18 protein-coding genes are annotated in these 19,467 nt (G+C 42.1%); 12 read left to right on the top strand and 6 right to left on the bottom strand.

Annotated elements, in window-relative coordinates; translation table 11 throughout:
- Nucleotides 1-23: 23 nt before the first annotated feature.
- Nucleotides 24-2,111 carry a BglG family transcription antiterminator gene (locus AAYR28_RS02225; RefSeq protein WP_176967315.1) on the top strand — a complete coding sequence of 696 codons (2,088 nt, stop codon included), beginning with the start codon at nucleotides 24-26 and terminating at the stop codon, nucleotides 2,109-2,111.
- Nucleotides 2,112-2,127: 16 nt separating this feature from the next.
- Here AAYR28_RS02225 and AAYR28_RS02230 read toward each other — a convergent pair whose 3' ends face one another.
- A complete protein-coding gene (locus AAYR28_RS02230; RefSeq protein WP_176967314.1) occupies nucleotides 2,128-2,736 on the bottom strand; it encodes a class I SAM-dependent methyltransferase in 609 nt (202 codons plus the stop codon).
- 156 nt (nucleotides 2,737-2,892) lie between these two features.
- Here AAYR28_RS02230 and AAYR28_RS02235 point away from each other — a divergent pair, with 156 nt between their 5' ends.
- Complete coding sequence (locus AAYR28_RS02235; protein ID WP_034283829.1) at nucleotides 2,893-3,762, top strand: SDR family oxidoreductase; 870 nt, start codon at nucleotides 2,893-2,895, stop codon at nucleotides 3,760-3,762.
- A 294-nt stretch (nucleotides 3,763-4,056) separates the two neighbouring features.
- On the top strand, nucleotides 4,057-4,479 hold the full coding sequence (locus tag AAYR28_RS02240; protein ID WP_081123998.1) for a pyridoxamine 5'-phosphate oxidase family protein: 423 nt from the start codon (nucleotides 4,057-4,059) through the stop codon (nucleotides 4,477-4,479).
- Between the two features lie 444 nt (nucleotides 4,480-4,923).
- On the opposite strand, the gene AAYR28_RS02245 is transcribed toward AAYR28_RS02240, so the two are convergent.
- Genes AAYR28_RS02245 through AAYR28_RS02255 form a run of 3 tightly spaced genes read right to left on the bottom strand, consistent with a single transcriptional unit; the run spans nucleotide 4,924 to nucleotide 5,514 of the window.
- On the bottom strand, nucleotides 4,924-5,103 hold the full coding sequence (locus AAYR28_RS02245) for a hypothetical protein (RefSeq protein WP_041116715.1): 180 nt from the start codon (nucleotides 5,101-5,103) through the stop codon (nucleotides 4,924-4,926).
- On the bottom strand, nucleotides 5,100-5,282 hold the full coding sequence (locus tag AAYR28_RS02250; protein ID WP_041116717.1) for a hypothetical protein: 183 nt from the start codon (nucleotides 5,280-5,282) through the stop codon (nucleotides 5,100-5,102). Before AAYR28_RS02250 ends, AAYR28_RS02245 begins: the two co-directional genes overlap by 4 nt.
- Nucleotides 5,283-5,295: 13 nt before the next feature.
- Nucleotides 5,296-5,514, bottom strand: coding sequence for a hypothetical protein (locus tag AAYR28_RS02255; protein ID WP_041116719.1), 219 nt, complete (start codon nucleotides 5,512-5,514; stop codon nucleotides 5,296-5,298).
- Between the two features lie 158 nt (nucleotides 5,515-5,672).
- Here AAYR28_RS02255 and AAYR28_RS02260 point away from each other — a divergent pair, with 158 nt between their 5' ends.
- Complete coding sequence (locus AAYR28_RS02260; RefSeq protein ID WP_326134961.1) at nucleotides 5,673-7,922, top strand: hypothetical protein; 2,250 nt, start codon at nucleotides 5,673-5,675, stop codon at nucleotides 7,920-7,922.
- Nucleotides 7,923-7,983: 61 nt separating this feature from the next.
- On the opposite strand, the gene AAYR28_RS02265 is transcribed toward AAYR28_RS02260, so the two are convergent.
- Both AAYR28_RS02265 and AAYR28_RS02270 read right to left on the bottom strand, forming a co-directional pair.
- The gene (locus AAYR28_RS02265) at nucleotides 7,984-8,280 is read right to left on the bottom strand and encodes a DUF3817 domain-containing protein (protein ID WP_034664017.1); all 297 of its coding nucleotides are present in this window, start codon (nucleotides 8,278-8,280) and stop codon (nucleotides 7,984-7,986) included.
- 129 nt (nucleotides 8,281-8,409) lie between these two features.
- A complete protein-coding gene (locus AAYR28_RS02270) occupies nucleotides 8,410-9,084 on the bottom strand; it encodes a GntR family transcriptional regulator (RefSeq protein ID WP_061110675.1) in 675 nt (224 codons plus the stop codon).
- Between the two features lie 153 nt (nucleotides 9,085-9,237).
- On the opposite strand from AAYR28_RS02270, the gene AAYR28_RS02275 reads away from it, so the two are divergent.
- The 8 genes from AAYR28_RS02275 (at nucleotide 9,238) to AAYR28_RS02310 (ending at nucleotide 19,466) form a co-directional block, all read left to right on the top strand.
- Entirely contained in the window at nucleotides 9,238-10,065 is an 828-nt protein-coding gene (locus AAYR28_RS02275; protein WP_061110668.1) for a helix-turn-helix domain-containing protein, read from the top strand.
- Nucleotides 10,055-10,978 carry a DMT family transporter gene (locus AAYR28_RS02280; RefSeq protein ID WP_061110669.1) on the top strand — a complete coding sequence of 308 codons (924 nt, stop codon included), beginning with the start codon at nucleotides 10,055-10,057 and terminating at the stop codon, nucleotides 10,976-10,978. Before AAYR28_RS02275 ends, AAYR28_RS02280 begins: the two co-directional genes overlap by 11 nt.
- Nucleotides 10,979-11,076: 98 nt before the next feature.
- Nucleotides 11,077-12,132 (top strand): tartrate dehydrogenase, encoded by a 1,056-nt coding sequence (locus AAYR28_RS02285; protein WP_061110670.1) that lies wholly within the window; start codon nucleotides 11,077-11,079, stop codon nucleotides 12,130-12,132.
- 72 nt (nucleotides 12,133-12,204) lie between these two features.
- Complete coding sequence (locus AAYR28_RS02290) at nucleotides 12,205-14,391, top strand: DNA topoisomerase III (RefSeq protein ID WP_041116726.1); 2,187 nt, start codon at nucleotides 12,205-12,207, stop codon at nucleotides 14,389-14,391.
- A gap of 197 nt (nucleotides 14,392-14,588) precedes the next feature.
- The gene (locus AAYR28_RS02295; RefSeq protein WP_061110671.1) at nucleotides 14,589-15,671 is read left to right on the top strand and encodes a glycosyl hydrolase family 8; all 1,083 of its coding nucleotides are present in this window, start codon (nucleotides 14,589-14,591) and stop codon (nucleotides 15,669-15,671) included.
- Complete coding sequence (locus AAYR28_RS02300) at nucleotides 15,652-16,503, top strand: diguanylate cyclase domain-containing protein (RefSeq protein WP_046313943.1); 852 nt, start codon at nucleotides 15,652-15,654, stop codon at nucleotides 16,501-16,503. The genes AAYR28_RS02295 and AAYR28_RS02300 overlap by 20 nt, the downstream gene beginning before the upstream one ends.
- Nucleotides 16,493-18,205 (top strand): DUF2334 domain-containing protein, encoded by a 1,713-nt coding sequence (locus AAYR28_RS02305; RefSeq protein WP_046313945.1) that lies wholly within the window; start codon nucleotides 16,493-16,495, stop codon nucleotides 18,203-18,205. The genes AAYR28_RS02300 and AAYR28_RS02305 overlap by 11 nt, the downstream gene beginning before the upstream one ends.
- Nucleotides 18,206-18,242: 37 nt before the next feature.
- On the top strand, nucleotides 18,243-19,466 hold the full coding sequence (locus tag AAYR28_RS02310; protein WP_175579069.1) for a glycosyltransferase family 2 protein: 1,224 nt from the start codon (nucleotides 18,243-18,245) through the stop codon (nucleotides 19,464-19,466).
- The last annotated feature ends 1 nt before the right edge of the window (nucleotide 19,467 follow it).

Below are 19,467 nucleotides of genomic sequence, written 5' to 3' on the forward strand. Positions count from 1 at the left end.
ATTTATACAGAAGGAGGCATTTCATGTACATAACGGCACGAGAACAGAAAGTCATTAAATACATCATTCAGCAAAATCGTTATGTCACCATTCGTGAGATAGCCGATTCTGTTCAGGTAAGTACTAGAACGATCCATAGAGAACTAAAATCCATTAAACCAATATTGAAAGATTATCATCTTTCATTAGATAAACAGCCGGGGAAAGGCTTGAAGGCAGTCGGCGAACAGGAGGATAAACAGCGGCTTCTTGCTCATATGTCAAATGAGGATCAAATCGAATATAGCTCAGATGAACGAAAGCTCTTAATTCTATGTGCGCTGCTTGAAGCGAAGGAACCGGTGAAATTATACACACTCGCAGCTGACTTGCAGGTAACAAATGCGACGATCAGCTATGATTTAGATGAACTGACGGAGTGGATTGCTCCATACGGTTTGCAGCTTATCCGCAAGCGCGGGTACGGCATTGAATTAAAAGGGCCGGAGGAAGCAAAACGAAAAATTGTCGGCAATCTCATTGTTGACCGGCTCGACATTCAATTGTTTTTAGAAACGATTGAAATGAATATCAAACATCGAACGAAAGCAACGGAAAAGGTGTTTGGCGTTGTCAGCAGAGGACAGCTGCTAAAGGTAGAAAGGCTGCTCTTTCATTTGAAAGATCGACTGTCACTCTCCTTATCTGATAGTGCCTATATTGCACTTGTTGTTCACTTAACCTATGCTATCGAACGTATTCAGCTTGGGGAAACCATTCGAATGGAAGAGGAGGAGCTGCTGGAATTAAAGCGGACGAAGGAATTTGAATCATCACTTCGAATGGCAAGAGCGCTTGAACGCATGTTTAATGTGGAGATCCCTGAAGCGGAGGTCGGATATATGACCATCCACCTTCGCAGCGCAAATCGCAGCTTTCAGACTGAATACCGTATTGATGAAATTGAGCTGGATATAGCGCTGAGAACGAAAAAGCTCATTGATTTTATTTCAAATAAAACCGGCTATCATCTCAATGAAAATGATTCATTGTATGAGGGGCTCGTGTCTCATCTTGAGCCTGCCATGAACCGTCTAAAGGAAAAGATGAGAATCTATAATCCGCTCACACAACAAATTAAAAAAGACTACTTTTTGCTGTTTATGGCGATTGAAGAAGGAGTCGAGCGTTTCTTTCCAGAGATTGAATTTCCAGAGGATGAAATTGCCTTTCTTGTGCTTCACTTTGGCTCAGTGCTTGAAATCAAAAAAGAAGAAACAAAAATTCATGCGCTGGTTGTTTGCTCAAGCGGGATTGGTTCCTCGAAAATGCTTGCCTCCCGGTTGAAAAAAGAATTGCCGGAGATCGCCAAATTCGATCTATCCTCTTTGATGGAGCTAAAGGAAATCGATGCATCGAGCTATGACATGATTGTCTCGACCGTTCCGATCCCATATGAGCATATCGATTACATCATGGTCAGCCCGCTTTTAAACGAGGATGATGCTATGCGTGTGAAGGCTCATATTAAACGGAAGATTCCTTATATCATCGAGAAAAAAAGAATAAAAGAACCTCCCGAAGAATTGGCGCAAGAAACCGTTGATATGATGGCGGTTGCAGAGCAGGTGACGAATTATATGTTTGTGATTCGCAGCATCCTGTCCCATTTTACCATCGAAAAAAGAGAGACGATGCCGCAGCATGATGAAACCATTAGGCAGCTGCTTCGTCAGCTTGAAGAGGAAGGATTTATCATACATGCAGATGATGTGGCGGGCGGCCTTTTGGAACGTGAACAGCAAGGCGGCTTAGGCATACCTGGCACTGAATTTGCTCTTTACCATTTAAAGCATACATTCATCAAGGAACCAATCTTTCATATTTATGATCTTGATCAGGCATACGAGGTTAAAAGCATGGATGGCGGGCAGCAGCAGATGTCAAGAATTCTCATGATGCTGGCGCCGCAAGAGCTTGGCAAGGAAGGGTCAGAAATGTTTAGTCTGATCAGTTCATCCATCATTGAAAGTGAAGAAAGCATGGCGCTTTATGGACAAGGAACAAAGGAAAACATTGAACAGAAATTACATCAGCTTTTCTATCAATTTGTCAAAGAGGCAAAGTGGTAAGAAAAAGGCCGAGAGCTTATTCGCTTCTCGGCTTTTTTGCTGTGACACAGACAGCAAGGGTAGGGCGAATTTCTTCATACTCAATAGAAAATTCGTCAAACCCTGCAAACTGCAAGTCATTTAATATGTTTTCACCCATCTCTTTTGTCCGATTGGCGTCAGCTCCTTTTTCTCTTGGCTGCATCACAATAGCGAGTGTCCCGCCTGGTTTTAAGGTGTGATAAAGATTGAGTAAGCCCGTTTTTGGATCATCCCAAATCGTAAAATTGTTAACAGACAGTACTTTGTCATACTGCTCTCCGGGAAGACGTGTTTTCTCGATTTTGCCGACATACAGACGAACCTGTTTGTCTTTTGCCCGTTTGCTGACGCGGGACTGTGCTTGCTCCTGCATGGTGGAAGAAGCATCCAGCCCATCAATGTGAAGGCCTTGATAATGCTTGAGCATATGTTTGATACTGTAGCCTGGTCCATAGCCAATTTCCAAAATGTTTTCACCATCTGTCAAATCTAAGTGGCGGATGGCCCACTGATTCAATGCTTTATTTTCATTTGCCATAATGAGTCCAGCAATGCTTCCGAGCCAGCCTTTTGGTCTGCTAAAGGTTTTCGAAATAGACAGCATGTGAGAACGCTCCTTTTTGATGATCATGTAACCGATTTTTCCCTTGTTCAAACATGCTGATTTTCGGGAACACATCAATACAGCTTCATGATGTTTGAGTGAAAAAATGAGGTGGTAATGAAAGGATACATCAATAAATCAAGGAGGAGCTTACACATGGATTTACGTGATTATTTAACAAATGGCATTCCGCGCCAAACGCAGGATCAGCAGCCAGGCAGTGAAAGAGAAATGAATCCAGCGCCGATCTTTGAGGATGAATCATATCAAGGTTCTGGCAAGCTAAAAGGAAAAGTGGCACTGATTACAGGTGGAGATAGTGGAATTGGACGGGCAGTATCTGTTGCCTATGCAAAGGAAGGTGCACATGTTGCCATTGTGTATTTAAATGAACATGAGGATGCAGAGGATACGCAAAAACGTGTAGAACAAGAAGGCGTCAAATGCTTAACGATTGCAGGAGATGTCGGTGACGAAGCCTTTTGTGAGAAAGCAGTAGAAAAAACAGTTGAAGCCTTTGGTCAATTAGACATTTTAGTAAATAATGCGGCTGAACAGCATCCGCAAGAACGTATTCAAGATATTTCGAGTGAACAGCTTCACCAAACCTTTAGAACCAACTTCTATTCCTATTTCTATTTTACGAAAAAGGCATTGGATTATTTAAAACCGGGAAGCTCCATTATTAACACAACATCCATTAACCCATATAGAGGTAACCCAGTGCTGATTGATTATACGGCAACAAAAGGAGCCATTAACGGCTTTACGCGTTCTATGGCACAATCGCTTGTGAAAGATGGGATTCGAGTGAACGGTGTAGCGCCAGGTCCAATTTGGACGCCGCTCATTCCATCTACATTTGATGAAGACAGTGTGGAAAGCTTTGGAGCAGAAACTCCGATGGGAAGACCAGGACAGCCTGTTGAGCATGTCGGCTGCTTTGTCCTGCTGGCTTCTGACGAATCGTCTTATATGACAGGACAGACACTTCATGTCAATGGCGGTTCCTTTATGAATACATGATCTACCGCGGCACCGCCCAGCTTTGATTGGGCGGTGTTTTTAGTATTTCTTGCGATTTTTCTGCACAGATATGACAGACCATACGATTATGCCTACAACAACTGCCGCAATGACAAGTGAGCTCAAATGAAACATCGTTTCATGATGCATGTTCAATTTCTCCCTTCATTGAACCTGTTTTTTATAGCATCAGCCAGAAGGTCTCTTTTTATGAAAAACACATTTCTTTGTTTAATGAATGGGCTGTCGTGGAAACCTACGTATACGGATGAAATTTTGAAGGAGTGAAACGATATGTCTCAAGAAGAATTAAAACAAAAGGTATTAAACCTGTTAGATGAACAAAAGGTGGGAACACTAGCGACTGTTGAACAGGATAAGCCGCATACCCGCTATATGACTTTTTTTCATGAAGGGCTGACGTTATATACACCAACGAGTAAAGAAACACATAAAGCAGAAGAAATTGAAAAAAACCCGAATGTTCATATTCTCATTGGATATTCAGGCGAAGGATTCGGTGATACGTATGCAGAGATTGCAGGCACCGCAGCATTAACCGACGATCCGGAACTGATTGACCGTCTTTGGTCTGATGAGATGGAGAAATGGTTTAAAGGAAAAGATGACCCAAATCTAGTGATCCTGAAGATTGACCCAGCCTCCATTCGTTATATGAATGAAGGAAGCCGTACACCAGCAGAATTATCACTTTAACACTTGCGCAAGCAGGGGGAATGTGTTATAGTTTGATATTAAGTGTTGAAATAAGCAAATAAATAAAGAAAGTAAACTTTCTTTTTTCTATGACATAATGAGAAGCAATAGAGCTTCTACTTGATAAGAACGAGACGCTGTCAAAGCGAACAAACTTATTCTTTTCCTTCTGCCACCGCCCCCCTATAAGAGCGGAAGAATGGAAAAAAGACGTTTTGATTTACAATTCACACTGGCACGGCTTCGGAGCCGTAAGGACGAATGAGAGGTAGGGCTTTCGTTGTCTTGTTATCCAGAACTTCCATGGCGTTTACTTTCAAACGTAGGTTCACTCGGAACACATATGACACACTGATATGATCGAATCTTAATTCATACAATCCGTAACGGAGATTAAACATTGATTATTTATTTGCATGAAAAGAGTAAGGAAAAGGCTGCCATCTATTTGGCAGCCTTTTTCATTGGGTCAAACAATAGGAACCCGAAACCAATGAGCACAAGAAAAGGAAAAACAAAGGTCGCAACCATTCGCATAACGTCCGCCCCAAAAGGGTTTGACACTAACAGCAGACCGATAAATGCACAAATAATCAGAGTGAATAAAGCGAGCTTCATGATCATTTACTTTGTCCTTTTTTCTGATACCGCCAAATCCGCTCAATAAAAAAGAACATGACCGCAAACAAAATAGAAAACATGAACATATCCAGCAGTGTCACGCCTCTATTTGGATGCACAAGACCAAACCAAATGAATTGAAGAACAAAAGAGATCGCAAAATAAAGAATAGATTGTTTCATCATTTTCCCCTTTTCACTTATTTTTTTGCCTCTTAAGCCACATCAGCCAAATGATGAAGGAACCAATCACACATGAGAGCAATGTGACAGGCGGCAAGGTGTGCCAGCTAGTCAGCCCCTTTACAAAACACATATAAAAAAAGAAAATGGAAATGGATACGAGTACCCATTGCTTGAACCAGCGAGGGACACGCAGCCAAGCCGCTAGAATGATTGATGATAGCTTATCCAATGAGATAACTCCTTTTTTGAATCTGATTGGATTTTATCGTAAACAACAAAGTTTGTAAAATATGGATTCCAGAGGCTTTGATGGTATTCTTCTAGCATGAAACATTTTCGCTGTACTGACGTATAAGTTTAAGGAACCTCATGAAAGGAAGCGATCAAGTGAAAAGAATACCAATCATCTTCCTCAGATATATTGTCTTCTTTATTCCAGCGATCATTCTTAGTGTCTTGGTGTGGAACCATTACCAAGATGATTTGTCAGATGGGAAAGTAACAGAGTATGACGTCAAAGGAATGTTTACATTTGATGAAGGAAAACGAGTGGTGAGTGCTGTATCAAAAGACCAGCAGCTCCATTTTGCAATGTATGATCCTCAATCAGGAAAAAGAATCAGTGAATGGACCACAGAAAGTGATACGTTTCATGAAATGCTGCCATCCATTCAAGGAAACAATCTCTTACTGACTTTAAAAAATAAAGACGGGCAGCTGTTGATCGAGAAACTAACACCAAGCGGAAAAAAGAAAGAGCTCGTTCAAAATAACCTGCAGATTCCCTCATTTCTAAAAACGAATACATACCAATGGAATGGACGGCTCGTATTTACAGGAGAAATGGATGGTGCCGCTGCAGTCATCGGTGAGCTGAAGGATGGTCAGTTTCATGTGCACAATCTGAACGATCTAAAGCTGCCAGCAAGACCCGTTTCTATCGATGTTGTCATGAATTCCTTTAGAGGGCAGACGCCAATTCCTATGTTTGAATTGGCTTTGAAAAATGACCAGAAGGCGTATGTCAGCGGAATCTCAAACGAGAAGCAACAGCTTGGGGTTTATGTCTCCAAAAACGCTGAACCGTTCAGTCTCATTGAAGATAAAGTGGAGCAGCAGATGGAGAAAACAATCGGGACATCACAAAACTTTGCAGTCGCTGTCGAATCTAACTATCCAAAAAGGGCAAGGAAAGTGAATGCAGAGGGAAGGCTTGGGGAAGTCGTTCCAACACCAAAGCCGATTTATCAAACCTTTATTTACCAGCTTAATGAAGAAGAAGTTCTTCTTGCAGGCTCTACAGCAAAGGACGAAGCAAAAGGCAAACTGACAGGTTATATATATAACCATCGCACGAATAAGGCGACGTCTGCCAGCAAGCTTTTGCAGTCGTTTTCATATGAATCTTTACAAAGAGAAGGGCTCTCTTTCAATAAAAATGTGAAAAGTGAATGGCTCTATTATTCATTCGAAAATCAATTAACGGGTGCATTTGAGACGAAAAGCAAAGAGCTAAAGGAATTTCCTTTGCAAAAGGTCATCTCAATTGAAAACGCCAGTCCGGCCCACCAAACGTCTGTTGATACCTTTACGCAATATGTTATGAAGGGCGGACCGCTCATTCTTAACTGGGCGATATGGATCTTGATCCCGCTATTATTATTTGTGCTAGCGATCTTCCTGCCGCCGATTTTGAGACTGGTGAGGAGAAACAAGATAAAGGACAGTGTCACATTAGAAGCCAATATTGTGTCTGTTAAAGAAACGGGCACCTACATTAACGAACAGCCAGTTGTCAGCATGCGGCTTCAATTTGAATATGAAGGGCAGCGCATAGAAAAGACGGTTAAAACGGTTGTATCCTACACCCAGATACCACAGCCGGGACAGCGTATTGTCATTCACTATGATCCAAAGAAGAAAAAAGCGATGCTCTTAAAAGAGGGTGACTTCTCGCAGCCAAGCGAGCCAAAGTTTATCAAAGGCGCTGTTTTAAGAAACATAGAATCATATGGAACTGTAGGACGAGGCACCGTCTTATCACTCACATTTGAATTAGATCAGAAAACGTATATCATTCCGATGATTCAAGCCGCCGGTTTTGAATTTAGAACAGGAGAAAAAGCCGATCTTGTCGATATCAACGGCCAGCTCAAAATGGCAGCCTATGGCTATGAAGTGAGGAATCGATCGGGGAAAGATGTGACGTTAACAGGAACGATTCAGCGTGTGAAGCAATATCCAGTGGCCATCCATGAACAAAAGCCTATTCAGCTTGATGTGTCGGTTTCAAACGGCGATGAGTCCATCACAAAAACGGTCAGCCAATTCATCCCTGATCATATGCAGGTCACAGCCGGCACTCAAATCACGATCCAGACAAAAAAAGAAGAGCTGGATAGAGAAATGGGTCTCATGCAAGAGAAACAAGGAAGTGCAAAAGTGACCAATGTTGAATTTGCTGGCGTCATCGGCAATCTGCCGTTAGCAATCATTCAGGTTGAGAGAAATGGCATGATGTATGAAGTGAAACAGCCAATCGATCCAATCACTAGCGTCTTGCCTGGTGATGAATTATGGGTGGCGTATCACGACATGACGCGTCAAGCAGCCATTGTGAAATATGCATCGATATAAAAAAGCGTTCCCCAGCGTGGAAAAAAAGGGCTAAAACGAATGTCGTTTTAGCCCTTTTTGATTAAGCTTTTGTATCATATTGGCGGAGCACCTTATCGTAGGCGAAGTTACCGAAAGGAATGAAAGCCGCAAAAAAACCGGCGATGGACCATTTCAAATGCCAGCGAACTTTAAAAGTCACATATGCCAAAACGAGCATATAGATGACAAACAATGCGCCATGAAGAGAGCCTACAATAGTGACTGCCATCGGAATATCTGCAAAATATTTTAGAGGCATGGCAATTAAAAGAAGGGTTAAAAGAGACATACCCTCAATAAAACCCGCCTGTCGAAGACGGCTAATACTTGTATGCATATACAAATCCTCCTGTATAAAAGCTAGTTTCTCATCTTCTAATATAAACGAAAGATCGTCTGGACATGCTAAAATCTACGAAAAATTCAAAATATGTTCATGGAATGCTTAAAAAATGGGAAAAGCCCTTTATTCTTTGTTTGTTTTAGAGAGTACTTGCTTTAAGTGCATAACATCATGTAATAAGTGCTCTGTCATTGCTTGAACCGCTTCTATGGAGCGGCGCTCTTTTATTTCAGAATAGATGGCTGTATGCTCTCTTTGAATGGTTTCAGCACGAGCCCCGCCGCTAAAATGGAAGATGCGGCAATAGTGAATGAGTGCATTCACGTGATTCAATTGTTTGGATAAGCGGTCATTGTGACTCGCCAAAATGATTTTTTGGTGAAAGGCTTCATGTAACTGGACGATCTCTTTAGATGGCAGCTGCTGCTTGATCGCTTCGTCCGCCTGCGTGAGAACCTGCTCAATTTCATCCATTTCTCTTTGCGAGGCTTCCTTACAGGCAAGCTCAACAGCAAGTGTTTCTAAGGCCGCCCGAATTTGATAAAGCTCCTCGACATCTTTTTCTGTTAACGTATAGACGGAATAGCCTGATCGATGATCTGCGATTAAGAGCTCGTCTTTTTCTAACAGTCTCATCGCCTCTCTTACCGGTGATCGGCTTACGCCAAATTGTTTGGCAAGCTGTGTTTCATTGATGCGCTCTCCTGGCTGAAACTGGCCATCAAATATCATTTGCTTCAGCTGTTCATAAAATTGCATGTGATACGGTGCTGGTCTTTCCATCTCGAATGAATTCATCCCATCATTCCCTCTTTTATTCATCATCTTTTGTCTCATGTTATCCAAGTTTTTCCCTCTAGGCAAGCCTGCATCGAAAAGTCAATATCGTACAATCCAAGAGAAAAAGGGTGTGCTACACTAATGATCAGTTCAGTGAAAAGAGGGATCGACATGAACACACAAGAGGAACGAACTGTACATTTTGATCAAGACTTGCAAATAGAGGCGTATCGCTTTCATGGCATCATGCAAAAGTTCCCGAATCATTTTCATACATATTATGTGATTGGATTTATTGAAGATGGTCAAAGACGTTTGATCTGCCAAAATCAAGAATACATCATTGAAAAGGGTGATATCCTTCTTTTCAATCCGTATGATAATCACGCATGTGAACAAATTGATCACAGGACACTCGATTATCGCTGCTTAAATATTGAAGCTGAGGTGCTGGAAAAAATCTTTCAGCACAAGCCGCATTTTAAAGCCCCTGTGTTTTCACAAAGTGAACGAACAAAGCCGTTATATGATCTACATCAAATGATCACAGAAGAAGCGCCTGCTTTGAATAAACAGGAAACCTTCTATTTCTTTATGAAACAGTTGATTGAAGCCTATGCTGATACATCAGAGGAAAAAGCATCACCCGCACGTGCCAACGAACGAAAAGTCCAAGACGTACAGCAATATATCGAAACACATCTCACGGAAAATATCTCGTTAGATGACTTAGGTGAGCTTGTGTCCATGAACAAATATTCATTGCTGCGTGCTTTTACAAAGTTCAGAGGCATCACGCCGTATCGTTATTTACAGACAATCAGGGTGAACTATGCGAAGGAGCTTCTCGCCCAAGGAGTGAAGCCTGTAGATGCGGCTGCCTCCGCTGGATTTTCTGATCAAAGTCATTTCAGTCATTTCTTTTCAGAATTTATTGGGCTCACGCCAGGGCAGTATCAGCAAATTTTTGTAAAGCAGGTAACAGCTGATGAAAAATAAACAGCTGCTTGGTCATTTAGCGGCCATGTTCACCATTTTTTTATGGGGATCCACCTTTATCTCTACCAAAATATTATTAACGGCTTTTTCTCCAACAGAGATTTTATTTTTCCGTTTTTTTATAGGGTACTTGGCTCTGGTGATCATCTATCCAGTCACCATGAAGGTGCGAAATAAAAAGCATGAAGGGATGTTTGCGCTGGCAGGTTTATGCGGTGTGGTCTTATATTACTTTTTAGAAAATGTCGCACTTACTTATACGTTTGCTTCGAATGCAGGTGTCATCAGCTCCGTTGTCCCATTCTTCTCTTTTCTATTGTCTTATTTTTTATTAAAAGATGAGCCGCTGCACAGCCGGTTTTTCATAGGCTTTTTCATCGCAATGACGGGAATCGTGCTGATCAGCATGAATGGAATGACCACGTTTCAATTGAATCCACTCGGTGATGCGTTAGCTTTAACGGCTACCATCGTCTGGGCATTCTATTCCATTTTATCGAAGATGATCAACCAATATGGCTACCATATCATTCAGGTAACAAGGCGTGTCTTCTTTTACGGACTGCTATGGATGATTCCACTGATCTGGCATTTTAAAATTCGTTTAGACTGGGAACGGTTGACGAATCCATCGTTTGCCTTCCACTTGCTGTTTCTAGGCTTTTTCGCATCTGCCATTTGTTTTCTGACATGGAGCTTTTCCGTGAAAACGATCGGTGTGGTGAAATCGAGTGTGTATATTTATGGAGTGCCCATTATTACGATGGTCATTTCAATGATCGTTCTTCACGAGAAATTGACCTTCATGTCTGCGCTTGGAACGGCACTGACCTTAGGAGGTTTGCTGCTTTCAGATAAAAAAAGTACGGGAAGAAAGAAACGTGTGCTGATGCAGGATAAAAAGGCGCTTTGATCAAAAAAGCGTCTTTTGTCCATTGTAAGAACAGACACTCTCTAGTAAACTCGAATTAAATGGTCGACGGTCGACCGATGACGAAGGGGGAAAAATCAATGAAGCATGTTTCAATTGCAGCAATTCCAGGAGACGGGGTTGGAAAGGAAGTTGTGCCTGAAGCCATCCGAGTTTTGAAAGCGATATCAGATGTGCATGGCGGGCTGTCTTTCACCTTTCAGGATTTTCCGTGGAGCTGTGAATATTATTTAGAGTATGGCGAAATGATGCCAAAGGATGGATTGGAACAACTGAAAGCCTTTGACAGTATTTTCTTAGGGGCAGTCGGAGATGCCAATTTAGTGCCGGATCATGTATCGCTTTGGGGATTGCTGATTAAAATTAGACGTGAATTTGAGCAGGTGATTAACGTTAGACCTGCAAAACAGCTGAGCGGTATTCGCTCCCCGCTTGCTCAGCCAAAGGATTTCGATCTTCTTGTTGTAAGAGAAAACGGTGAAGGCGAATATAGTGAAATCGGAGGCCGCATCTATCAAGGGGAAGATCAGCTTGCCATTCAAAATGCTGTTTTCTCCAGAAAAGGGACAGAGAGAGCCATGCGCTTTGCTTTTCAATTAGCAGAAAAAAGACGAAAGCATGTGACAAGTGCAACCAAATCGAATGGAATTGTTCATACAATGCCATTTTGGGATGAAGTGTTTCAAGACGTAGCAAAGGATTATCCAGAGGTGACAGCAGACTCGCAGCACATTGATGCGCTCTCAGCCTTCTTTGTGACAAGACCAGAGAAATTCGATGTGATTGTTGCCAGCAATTTATTTGGCGATATTTTAACTGATCTTGGGGCTGCGATTATGGGAAGTATTGGCGTGGCGCCTGCCGCCAACATCAATGTAAATGGCAAATATCCATCCATGTTTGAGCCTGTACACGGATCAGCCCCAGACATTGCAGGGAAAGGAATTGCCAACCCAATCGGTCAAATTTGGACCGCTAAACTCATGCTTGATCATTTCGGAGAGGAAGAACTAGGTACACACCTGCTCGAAATCATCGAGTCAGTCACAGCAGACGGCTTTTTAACGGCAGACATCGGCGGGGCTTATCAAACACAAGAAATCACAAACGAAATTATCACGCGTTTGAAGAAATAATCCGTCATTAGAACCGCATCTCCACGTCTGCTATAATAAAAGGATGGATAGAAGAAAGAGATGTGAAATCTAGTGTCAAAAACAGTTGTATTAGCAGAGAAACCTTCAGTAGGACGTGACTTAGCGCGTGTATTGAAGTGTCATAAAAAAGGAAATGGTTTTTTAGAAGGAGATCAATACATTGTCACGTGGGCCCTTGGCCATTTGGTCACACTGGCTGATCCAGAAGGCTACGGAAAAGAATTTCAATCCTGGCGTTTAGAGGATTTGCCGATCATTCCAGAGCCGCTCAAGCTTGTCGTCATGAAAAAGACAGGAAAACAATTCCAAGCAGTAAAAGCACAGCTTGCAAGAAAAGATGTAAAAGACATTGTCATCGCAACAGATGCTGGACGTGAAGGGGAGCTTGTCGCAAGATGGATTCTTGAAAAAGCGCATGTGAAAAAGCCGCTAAAACGACTATGGATCTCATCTGTTACGGACAAAGCCATTCAAGAAGGCTTCAAACGACTAAAAGACGGCAGAGAATATGATAATCTGTACCGCTCAGCGGTTGCACGTGCTGAGGCAGACTGGATTGTAGGGATCAACGCAACAAGAGCGCTGACGACCAAGTTCAATGCGCAGCTTTCCTGCGGACGGGTACAAACACCAACGATTGCCATGATCGCCAAACGAGAAGAAGACATTCAGCAATTCCAGCCGAAGCCGTTTTATGGAATGACTGCACAAGTAGATGGACTTACCTTGACGTGGCAGGATGCCAAAACAAAGCAAAACCGCACATTCCAAGAGAATGTCATAAAAGAGCGCTTGGCAGGCTGCAAAGGAAAACCAGCAGTGATCGATGCATTGAAAAAAACAGCGAAAAAAGCTTTTGCTCCAGGGCTGTACGACTTGACTGAATTGCAGCGTGATGCGCATAAACGCTACGGCTTCTCAGCAAAAGAAACATTATCTACGCTTCAGCGGTTGTATGAGCAGCATAAGCTTGTAACATATCCGCGTACAGATTCACGATTTATTTCAGCGGATATCGTTCCTACATTAAAAGATCGATTAAAAGGAATGAATGTCAGACCGTACGCTCAGCATGTGAACCGCATTTTACAATCAGGCGTGAAAGCACACAAAGGCTTTGTCAACGATGCAAAAGTGTCAGATCACCATGCGATCATTCCAACCGAGGAAGAACTGTATCCTGGTGCATTAAGTGATAAAGAGCGTAAATTATATGATCTGATTGCCAAACGATTCCTTGCTGTACTCATGAATCCTTTTGAATACGAGGAAACAACGGTGATCGCCAAAATAGGCAGTGAAACATTCACAGCAAAAGGAAAAACTGTGCAATCAGCCGGCTGGAAAGCTGTGTACGATGAATCCTATGAAGACGAGGAATCAGCCGAAGCAGATCAGCATCTGCCGGTACTTTCCGAAGGGCAATCACTTGAAGTACGCCAGCTGAAAGAAACAAAAGGAGAAACGAAACCTCCTGCTCGTTTTAATGAAGCAACCCTGCTATCTGCTATGGAGAACCCAGCTGCATTTATGCAGAATCAGGAAAAGGATTTAGTGAAAACCCTTGGTGAAACAGGCGGACTAGGGACAGTGGCCACAAGAGCCGATATCATTGAAAAACTGTTTAACAGTTTCTTAATTGAGAAAAAGGGCAAAGACATTTTCATCACATCGAAAGGGAAGCAGCTGCTCTCCTTAGTGCCTGAAGACTTAAAGTCTCCTGCGTTAACAGCGGAATGGGAACAAAAGCTTTCTAAAATCGCAAAAGGACAGCTGAAGGCTTCTCAATTCATGAGTGAAATGAAGTCCTATGCAAAACAAGCCGTATCTGAAATCAAACAAACGAACCAAACCTTTAAGCATGACAATGTCACTGGCACCCATTGTCCGGACTGCGGAAAACTGATGCTGAAAGTAAACGGAAAACATGGCACAATGCTCGTGTGCCAAGACCGAGAATGCGGCCACCGTAAAAATGTGGCGAAGAAAACAAACGCACGCTGCCCGAACTGTCATAAAAAGCTCGAGCTGCGCGGAGAAGGCGATGGCAAAATCTTTGCTTGTGTGTGCGGCCATAGAGAAAAACTGTCTGTTTTCGAAAAACGCAAATCACAATCCAATCAAAAGAAAGCCAGTAAGCACGATGTGTCTAAATATATGAAGAAACAAAAGAAAGTGGAAGAACCAATCAATAACGCACTGGCTGAGCAATTAAAGAAATTAAAATTAGATCAATAGTATTATAAAAACCCATGCGGAAACGCATGGGTTTTCCAATGTAATCAAGCATATCGACATATTGTTTTTCTGAAAATGGGAATGTCTATGCGAAAAGACTCGTAATTTGGTATAAAATATTTATTTAAATTTAAACAGAAACAATCTATAATAAATCGTTAGAATGCTAAGAGAACGGGAGTTGAAAGGGGACACGAATGGATACACCCATACATCGCATAGGTATTGTTTTACTCATTGTCATTCTACTAGGTGGATGTACCTGGAAGCAGCAGACGGAATCAGCTTATCCAGTATCACCACAGCCAGTATTGCCCGGAGAATATTTTATTACTCATCACCTCATGACAGATCAAGGCTTGATCCGCACTTCATTTGCAGAGCAGCACATCTACTTATCCGAATCGCTGGGGCTTTGGATGGATTATCTTGTTCGAAAAAAAGACCAAAATTCGTTTGACCAACAATTTGGTGTCCTGCAAGATGAATTTTTACTAGACCATCATCTTCTCAGCTGGCAAATCGAATCTGATCAAAAAAGTAAGGCTAATGCTCTAGTTGATGATTTACGGGTAGTGGCGGCACTTCAAAAGGCAGATCGTTTATGGAAGAATACAGCGTATCAAACAACAGCAAAAGAAATCGCACAAGCGTTAAAAGACAAAAATATGTATAGAGGCATCTTGTCCGATTATTATGATGCATCAACAAATCGAACTTCACACACAATCACACTCTCATATTTAGACCCAAAAGCAATCAAAGAATTGGAATCCCTCAAAATATTCACGAAACAAATGACGAGTAACCAATTGGCCATTCTAAAACAAGCACCGAGAAAAAAAGGATTCTTTCCTAAATCCTATGACATAAAGAAAAAAGCCTATTCATTTGATCGAGAAATCAATATGATTGATCAACTCTATACGGCTCTACATGCCGATCGTGCAAAGGTGAATACGTCCGCGATCATGAAATGGCTTAAAACGACTTTTACAAAAGAAGGAAAATTGTACGGTAGATATAAACTGAGCACATTGCAGCCAGCAGTGACGTATGAATCGCCTTCTGTATATGCGCTGGTCATCTTGTATGCTCTTAAACAAAACGAACCGGAATTCGCAAAAGAGGTGTATGACCGCATGAAAGAATTACAAATTCAAGATCCTCTCAAGGATTATTATGGAGGGTACATGAACGAAAAAGACACACACTCATTTGACAATTTATTGCCTCTCATTGCAGAAAGGGAGCTTTTTAATGAATCGGTTATTCAGTAATACGTATCGTTTATATTATTCTCTGCTCCTCACGTTTGCAGGTCTTATTTTGTTTATGGGCTACCTTGGCGTACATGATGCAGAGAGCTTTTTGATGATCACACTGACTTTTGTCGTGTTAGGATGCGGGATTTTATTTGGCATCTTACCAGCATTAATTTTTACCTTGCTGATGTTGTTCTTTATAGGAAGTGCTATGTTCTTTACAGAGCTTGGCCACACAACCCCCTTCTTTACCAATCAAACATTGCAAGATGTGGTGATTTGGGGCGCAGCCCTCCTCTTTTTCGCGATTTCAGCAGGAAGCTTGCATGAGCGGATTAAGACGATGCGGCAAACCATTGAACAACAAAAGCAGGCTATGAAACAATTTGTGGCGATTGACTCCACCACTGGATTTGACAATGCAGAACGGATGAGGCTGGAATTGTCTGAGGAAATGAAACGGGCAGAACGCTACAAACAGCCATTCGTATTTATCCTTCTTCACATTCATTATGCAGCAGAATTCAAATCGTTATATGGAGAAAAAGAAATGCAGCACCTATTTCAGCAATTAAGTAACAAGATTCGCGAAAGTGTCAGAGAAACCGATAAGAAATTTCGATTATCTGAAGAACGAATAGGCCTGCTGCTTACTCACACACCAGAAGAAAATGTCTCTGTCGTCCTTGAGAAGCTAAAGGATAAATTGAAAAAGCATGTGCTGTTAAACGGCCGTGAAGTCACCTTGACATTTCATGTCTGTCATTTAACAAGCAGTTCGGATTATCGCACGCCAGAACAATTTTTAGAAGAACTAGAAAAAGAGATGATGATGAATGAACTTTAATTCTTTGATGAAATGCTGCTTGATGATTGCTCTCTTTTTGATTCTTTCGTTTCAATACATGGCTTCAGCCGACGCTCTTGCCAAGCCAGATACCCTGATCGTTTATTCAACAGATTCAGGAGAAGCGACTCCAGCAGTGCATATGCTGGATCTACTCGCTGGACATTTTTCCAAACAGACGACGATTGTATCTGATGAACATTTGGCTGAAAAGAAGATCAGCGAATTTCAGCAAGTCATCTATCTAGGGGAAATAAAGAGAACCTTACCAAAACAGACCATTCGTGTAATGAACGAAGCACAGAAGATCATAGCCATTGGATACAATGCGGAACAGCTGCGCCCATTTTCCGCGCTTACTTTTCACAAACAAGATCACACGAGTCAAATCAAATATACAGATGATAAAGCATACCGTCAGCTAGAGAAAAGGATCAGTGCGTTAACGGTTCAAGGGGCAGACTTGCAAAGGGAATTTCTATTGAAAAAACATAAAGCTGATCTTCCATTTGTGATTCAAACAAAGGAAGGTGCCGCCTATATTGGAATCCTAAATGTCGTGCAGCACAGCGAGCTTCTTGCAGAAGTGCTAGAAAAACGCCTTCCTTCTTCTAATCAACTGACCACAAAATACTTAAGGCTTGGGAACATCAGTCCTGTCACTGACGAAAAGAAGCTGCTTGAGCTTGGACAATACGTATCCACTCAGCATATTCCGTTTCTAATAGCGGTAACCCCTGTTTGGGTGGATCGAACAACAGGCGATGAAGTGACACTGAGTGACCGCCCGAAGCTTGTAAAAGTGTTAAAACAATTGCAAAGCGATGGAGCCAGCATCATTCTCCATGGATTTAGCCGTACGTATCGCACGGAGGATTCTGGTCAGGACTTTGAGTTCTGGGATGCAAAGAATGATCAGTCCATTACGTCAAATGACCCTAAAAAAGCTGAGAAGAAGCAAAGTGAAAGCCATTTTTCGAATGAAAAAGACTTCCATGCTTATACGAGATCGAATCAGCAGCAAGAAACCATCTATACAGAAGAAAAACTGACAAAAGGCATTGAGTTTCTTGCGCAGCAAGGTCTCTATCCACTGGCATTCGAGGTGCCGCATGATGCCATATCTCAACAAGGCTACGAAGTGATATCAAGGCATGTGTCCAGTCTGTTTGGACAGGTACAGCTGTCGGATCATACTTGGAAAACAGCCGGTGCTCCGCCGCTCGTGACGAAACCCGACATGCTTCATGGCATGACTTTATATCCTCAGCAATCAGTAGAGCCAGCGTCTGACGAAGAAGGTTCAAATATTTTAACAGAACAAAAGATTCAATCCATCCAGCATCTTCAATCAGCCGCAATCGGGCTGTCCTATGATGTGGAATCCGGAATAGCTGGATTGCAGAATCTGATGACGCAGATGGATGCAATTCCTTCTAGTGAATGGCTGGATTTAAAGAAAACAAAACAGACAGTCCAAACACCACATGTACAGATCAAAACATCAGGGGATGGACATATTCATGTAGAACAATCCAATAGAGCGGAAACCACAACAGTTAAACGAAGCGGCATGGAAAATATGCTGCGAATTCTCACCGTCGTGGTGATGCTGTTTATTGCGGCATTTGCTTTTTACACATTGTATTTAAGACTGACAATGAAAAAACGTATTTTTAAGGAGAGAAAATTAGGTGGCTGATGTCTTATTTTATCTTTCATTAATACTGATTTGGATCATGCTCCTATACCACATGTTTCTCATGCAGGGCGGCTTTCAGCACTACCTGACCTACGAAAAAGTGCTGCCTGAATGGACGAAACAAGGGAAAGAACTGCCGACCGTCAGCATTCTGATTCCTGCTCATAATGAAGAAGTTGTCATTCGGCAAACGCTAAAAGCAATGGTCCAGCTATCCTATCCTAAACATCTCCTTGAAATCATTGTGATTAATGACAATTCCTCCGATGGCACAGGGGACATCGTGCAGTCATTCAGTGAGCAATATGATCATGTCCATATGATTGAAACGAAACCGCCATTTGCAGGAAAGGGAAAATCAACTGCACTGAATGAAGGCTTAAAGGCTTCAACAGGAGAAGTCATCTGCGTATACGATGCAGATAACATGCCTGAACAAAAGGCCGTCTATCATTTGGTTCTTGGTTTATTGAATGACCCAAAGGCAGGCGCTGTTGTCGGGAAATTCAGGGTCATCAATGCAGCCAAAAATCTGCTGACCAAATTTATTAATATTGAGACCATCTGCTTTCAATGGATGGCGCAAGGCGGAAGATGGAAGTGGTTTGGCATTGCGACAATACCGGGCACCAACTTCGCCATCCGCCGGCACATTTTAGAAGAGCTTGGCGGCTGGGATGTTCATGCGTTGGCTGAAGACACCGAATTAACGATCCGTGTCTATAACCTTGGCTATGTCATTCGATTTTTCCCAGCTGCGATTACATGGGAACAAGAGCCTGAGACATGGAAGGTCTGGTGGCGGCAAAGAACGCGCTGGGCTCGAGGCAATCAATATGTTGTCCTCAAATTTTTGAAACAGTTTATGAAGCTGAAACGAAAACGAATGATTTTTGATTTGTTTTATTTCTTCTTTACGTATTTCTTATTTTTCTTCGGTGTCCTGCTCTCAAATGGCATCTTTATCGTGAACCTATTTGTTGACCTTCACTTATCTGTAGGGGCTGTTGCACTGATCCTGTGGGGATTGGCCTTCTTCCTCTTTCTAACAGAAGTGATGATTACACTAAGTATTGAGAAAACAGAGCTCACCAAACAAAATATACTCATTGTGGCGCTCATGTACTTCACTTATTCTCAAGTATGGATTGCGCTAGTCGTGTACTCCTTATGTGTAGAGGCAAAGAGCCGTTTATTCAAACAAGAAGTGAAATGGTACAAAACTGAGCGTTACGATCAACAACAAAAGAAAAGCGGGTGAC

It is taken from the genome of Bacillus safensis (assembly GCF_039619585.1).
In the GTDB taxonomy this organism is placed as follows: domain Bacteria; phylum Bacillota; class Bacilli; order Bacillales; family Bacillaceae; genus Bacillus; species Bacillus safensis.

What these genes read in the sequence shown, in the direction of transcription:
- AAYR28_RS02305 (WP_046313945.1), top strand. Translation starts at nt 16,493, where the DNA reads ATGAACTTTAATTCTTTGATGAAATGCTGCTTGATGATTGCTCTCTTT.
- AAYR28_RS02280 (WP_061110669.1), top strand. Translation starts at nt 10,055, where the DNA reads ATGAAAAATAAACAGCTGCTTGGTCATTTAGCGGCCATGTTCACCATT.
- AAYR28_RS02240 (WP_081123998.1), top strand. Translation starts at nt 4,057, where the DNA reads ATGTCTCAAGAAGAATTAAAACAAAAGGTATTAAACCTGTTAGATGAA.
- AAYR28_RS02235 (WP_034283829.1), top strand. Translation starts at nt 2,893, where the DNA reads ATGGATTTACGTGATTATTTAACAAATGGCATTCCGCGCCAAACGCAG.
- AAYR28_RS02230 (WP_176967314.1), bottom strand. Translation starts at nt 2,736, where the DNA reads ATGCTGTCTATTTCGAAAACCTTTAGCAGACCAAAAGGCTGGCTCGGA.
- AAYR28_RS02285 (WP_061110670.1), top strand. Translation starts at nt 11,077, where the DNA reads ATGAAGCATGTTTCAATTGCAGCAATTCCAGGAGACGGGGTTGGAAAG.
- AAYR28_RS02265 (WP_034664017.1), bottom strand. Translation starts at nt 8,280, where the DNA reads ATGCATACAAGTATTAGCCGTCTTCGACAGGCGGGTTTTATTGAGGGT.
- AAYR28_RS02310 (WP_175579069.1), top strand. Translation starts at nt 18,243, where the DNA reads ATGCTCCTATACCACATGTTTCTCATGCAGGGCGGCTTTCAGCACTAC.
- AAYR28_RS02245 (WP_041116715.1), bottom strand. Translation starts at nt 5,103, where the DNA reads ATGATCATGAAGCTCGCTTTATTCACTCTGATTATTTGTGCATTTATC.
- AAYR28_RS02250 (WP_041116717.1), bottom strand. Translation starts at nt 5,282, where the DNA reads ATGAAACAATCTATTCTTTATTTTGCGATCTCTTTTGTTCTTCAATTC.
- AAYR28_RS02300 (WP_046313943.1), top strand. Translation starts at nt 15,652, where the DNA reads ATGAATCGGTTATTCAGTAATACGTATCGTTTATATTATTCTCTGCTC.
- AAYR28_RS02295 (WP_061110671.1), top strand. Translation starts at nt 14,589, where the DNA reads ATGGATACACCCATACATCGCATAGGTATTGTTTTACTCATTGTCATT.
- AAYR28_RS02225 (WP_176967315.1), top strand. Translation starts at nt 24, where the DNA reads ATGTACATAACGGCACGAGAACAGAAAGTCATTAAATACATCATTCAG.
- AAYR28_RS02275 (WP_061110668.1), top strand. Translation starts at nt 9,238, where the DNA reads ATGAACACACAAGAGGAACGAACTGTACATTTTGATCAAGACTTGCAA.
- AAYR28_RS02270 (WP_061110675.1), bottom strand. Translation starts at nt 9,084, where the DNA reads ATGAATTCATTCGAGATGGAAAGACCAGCACCGTATCACATGCAATTT.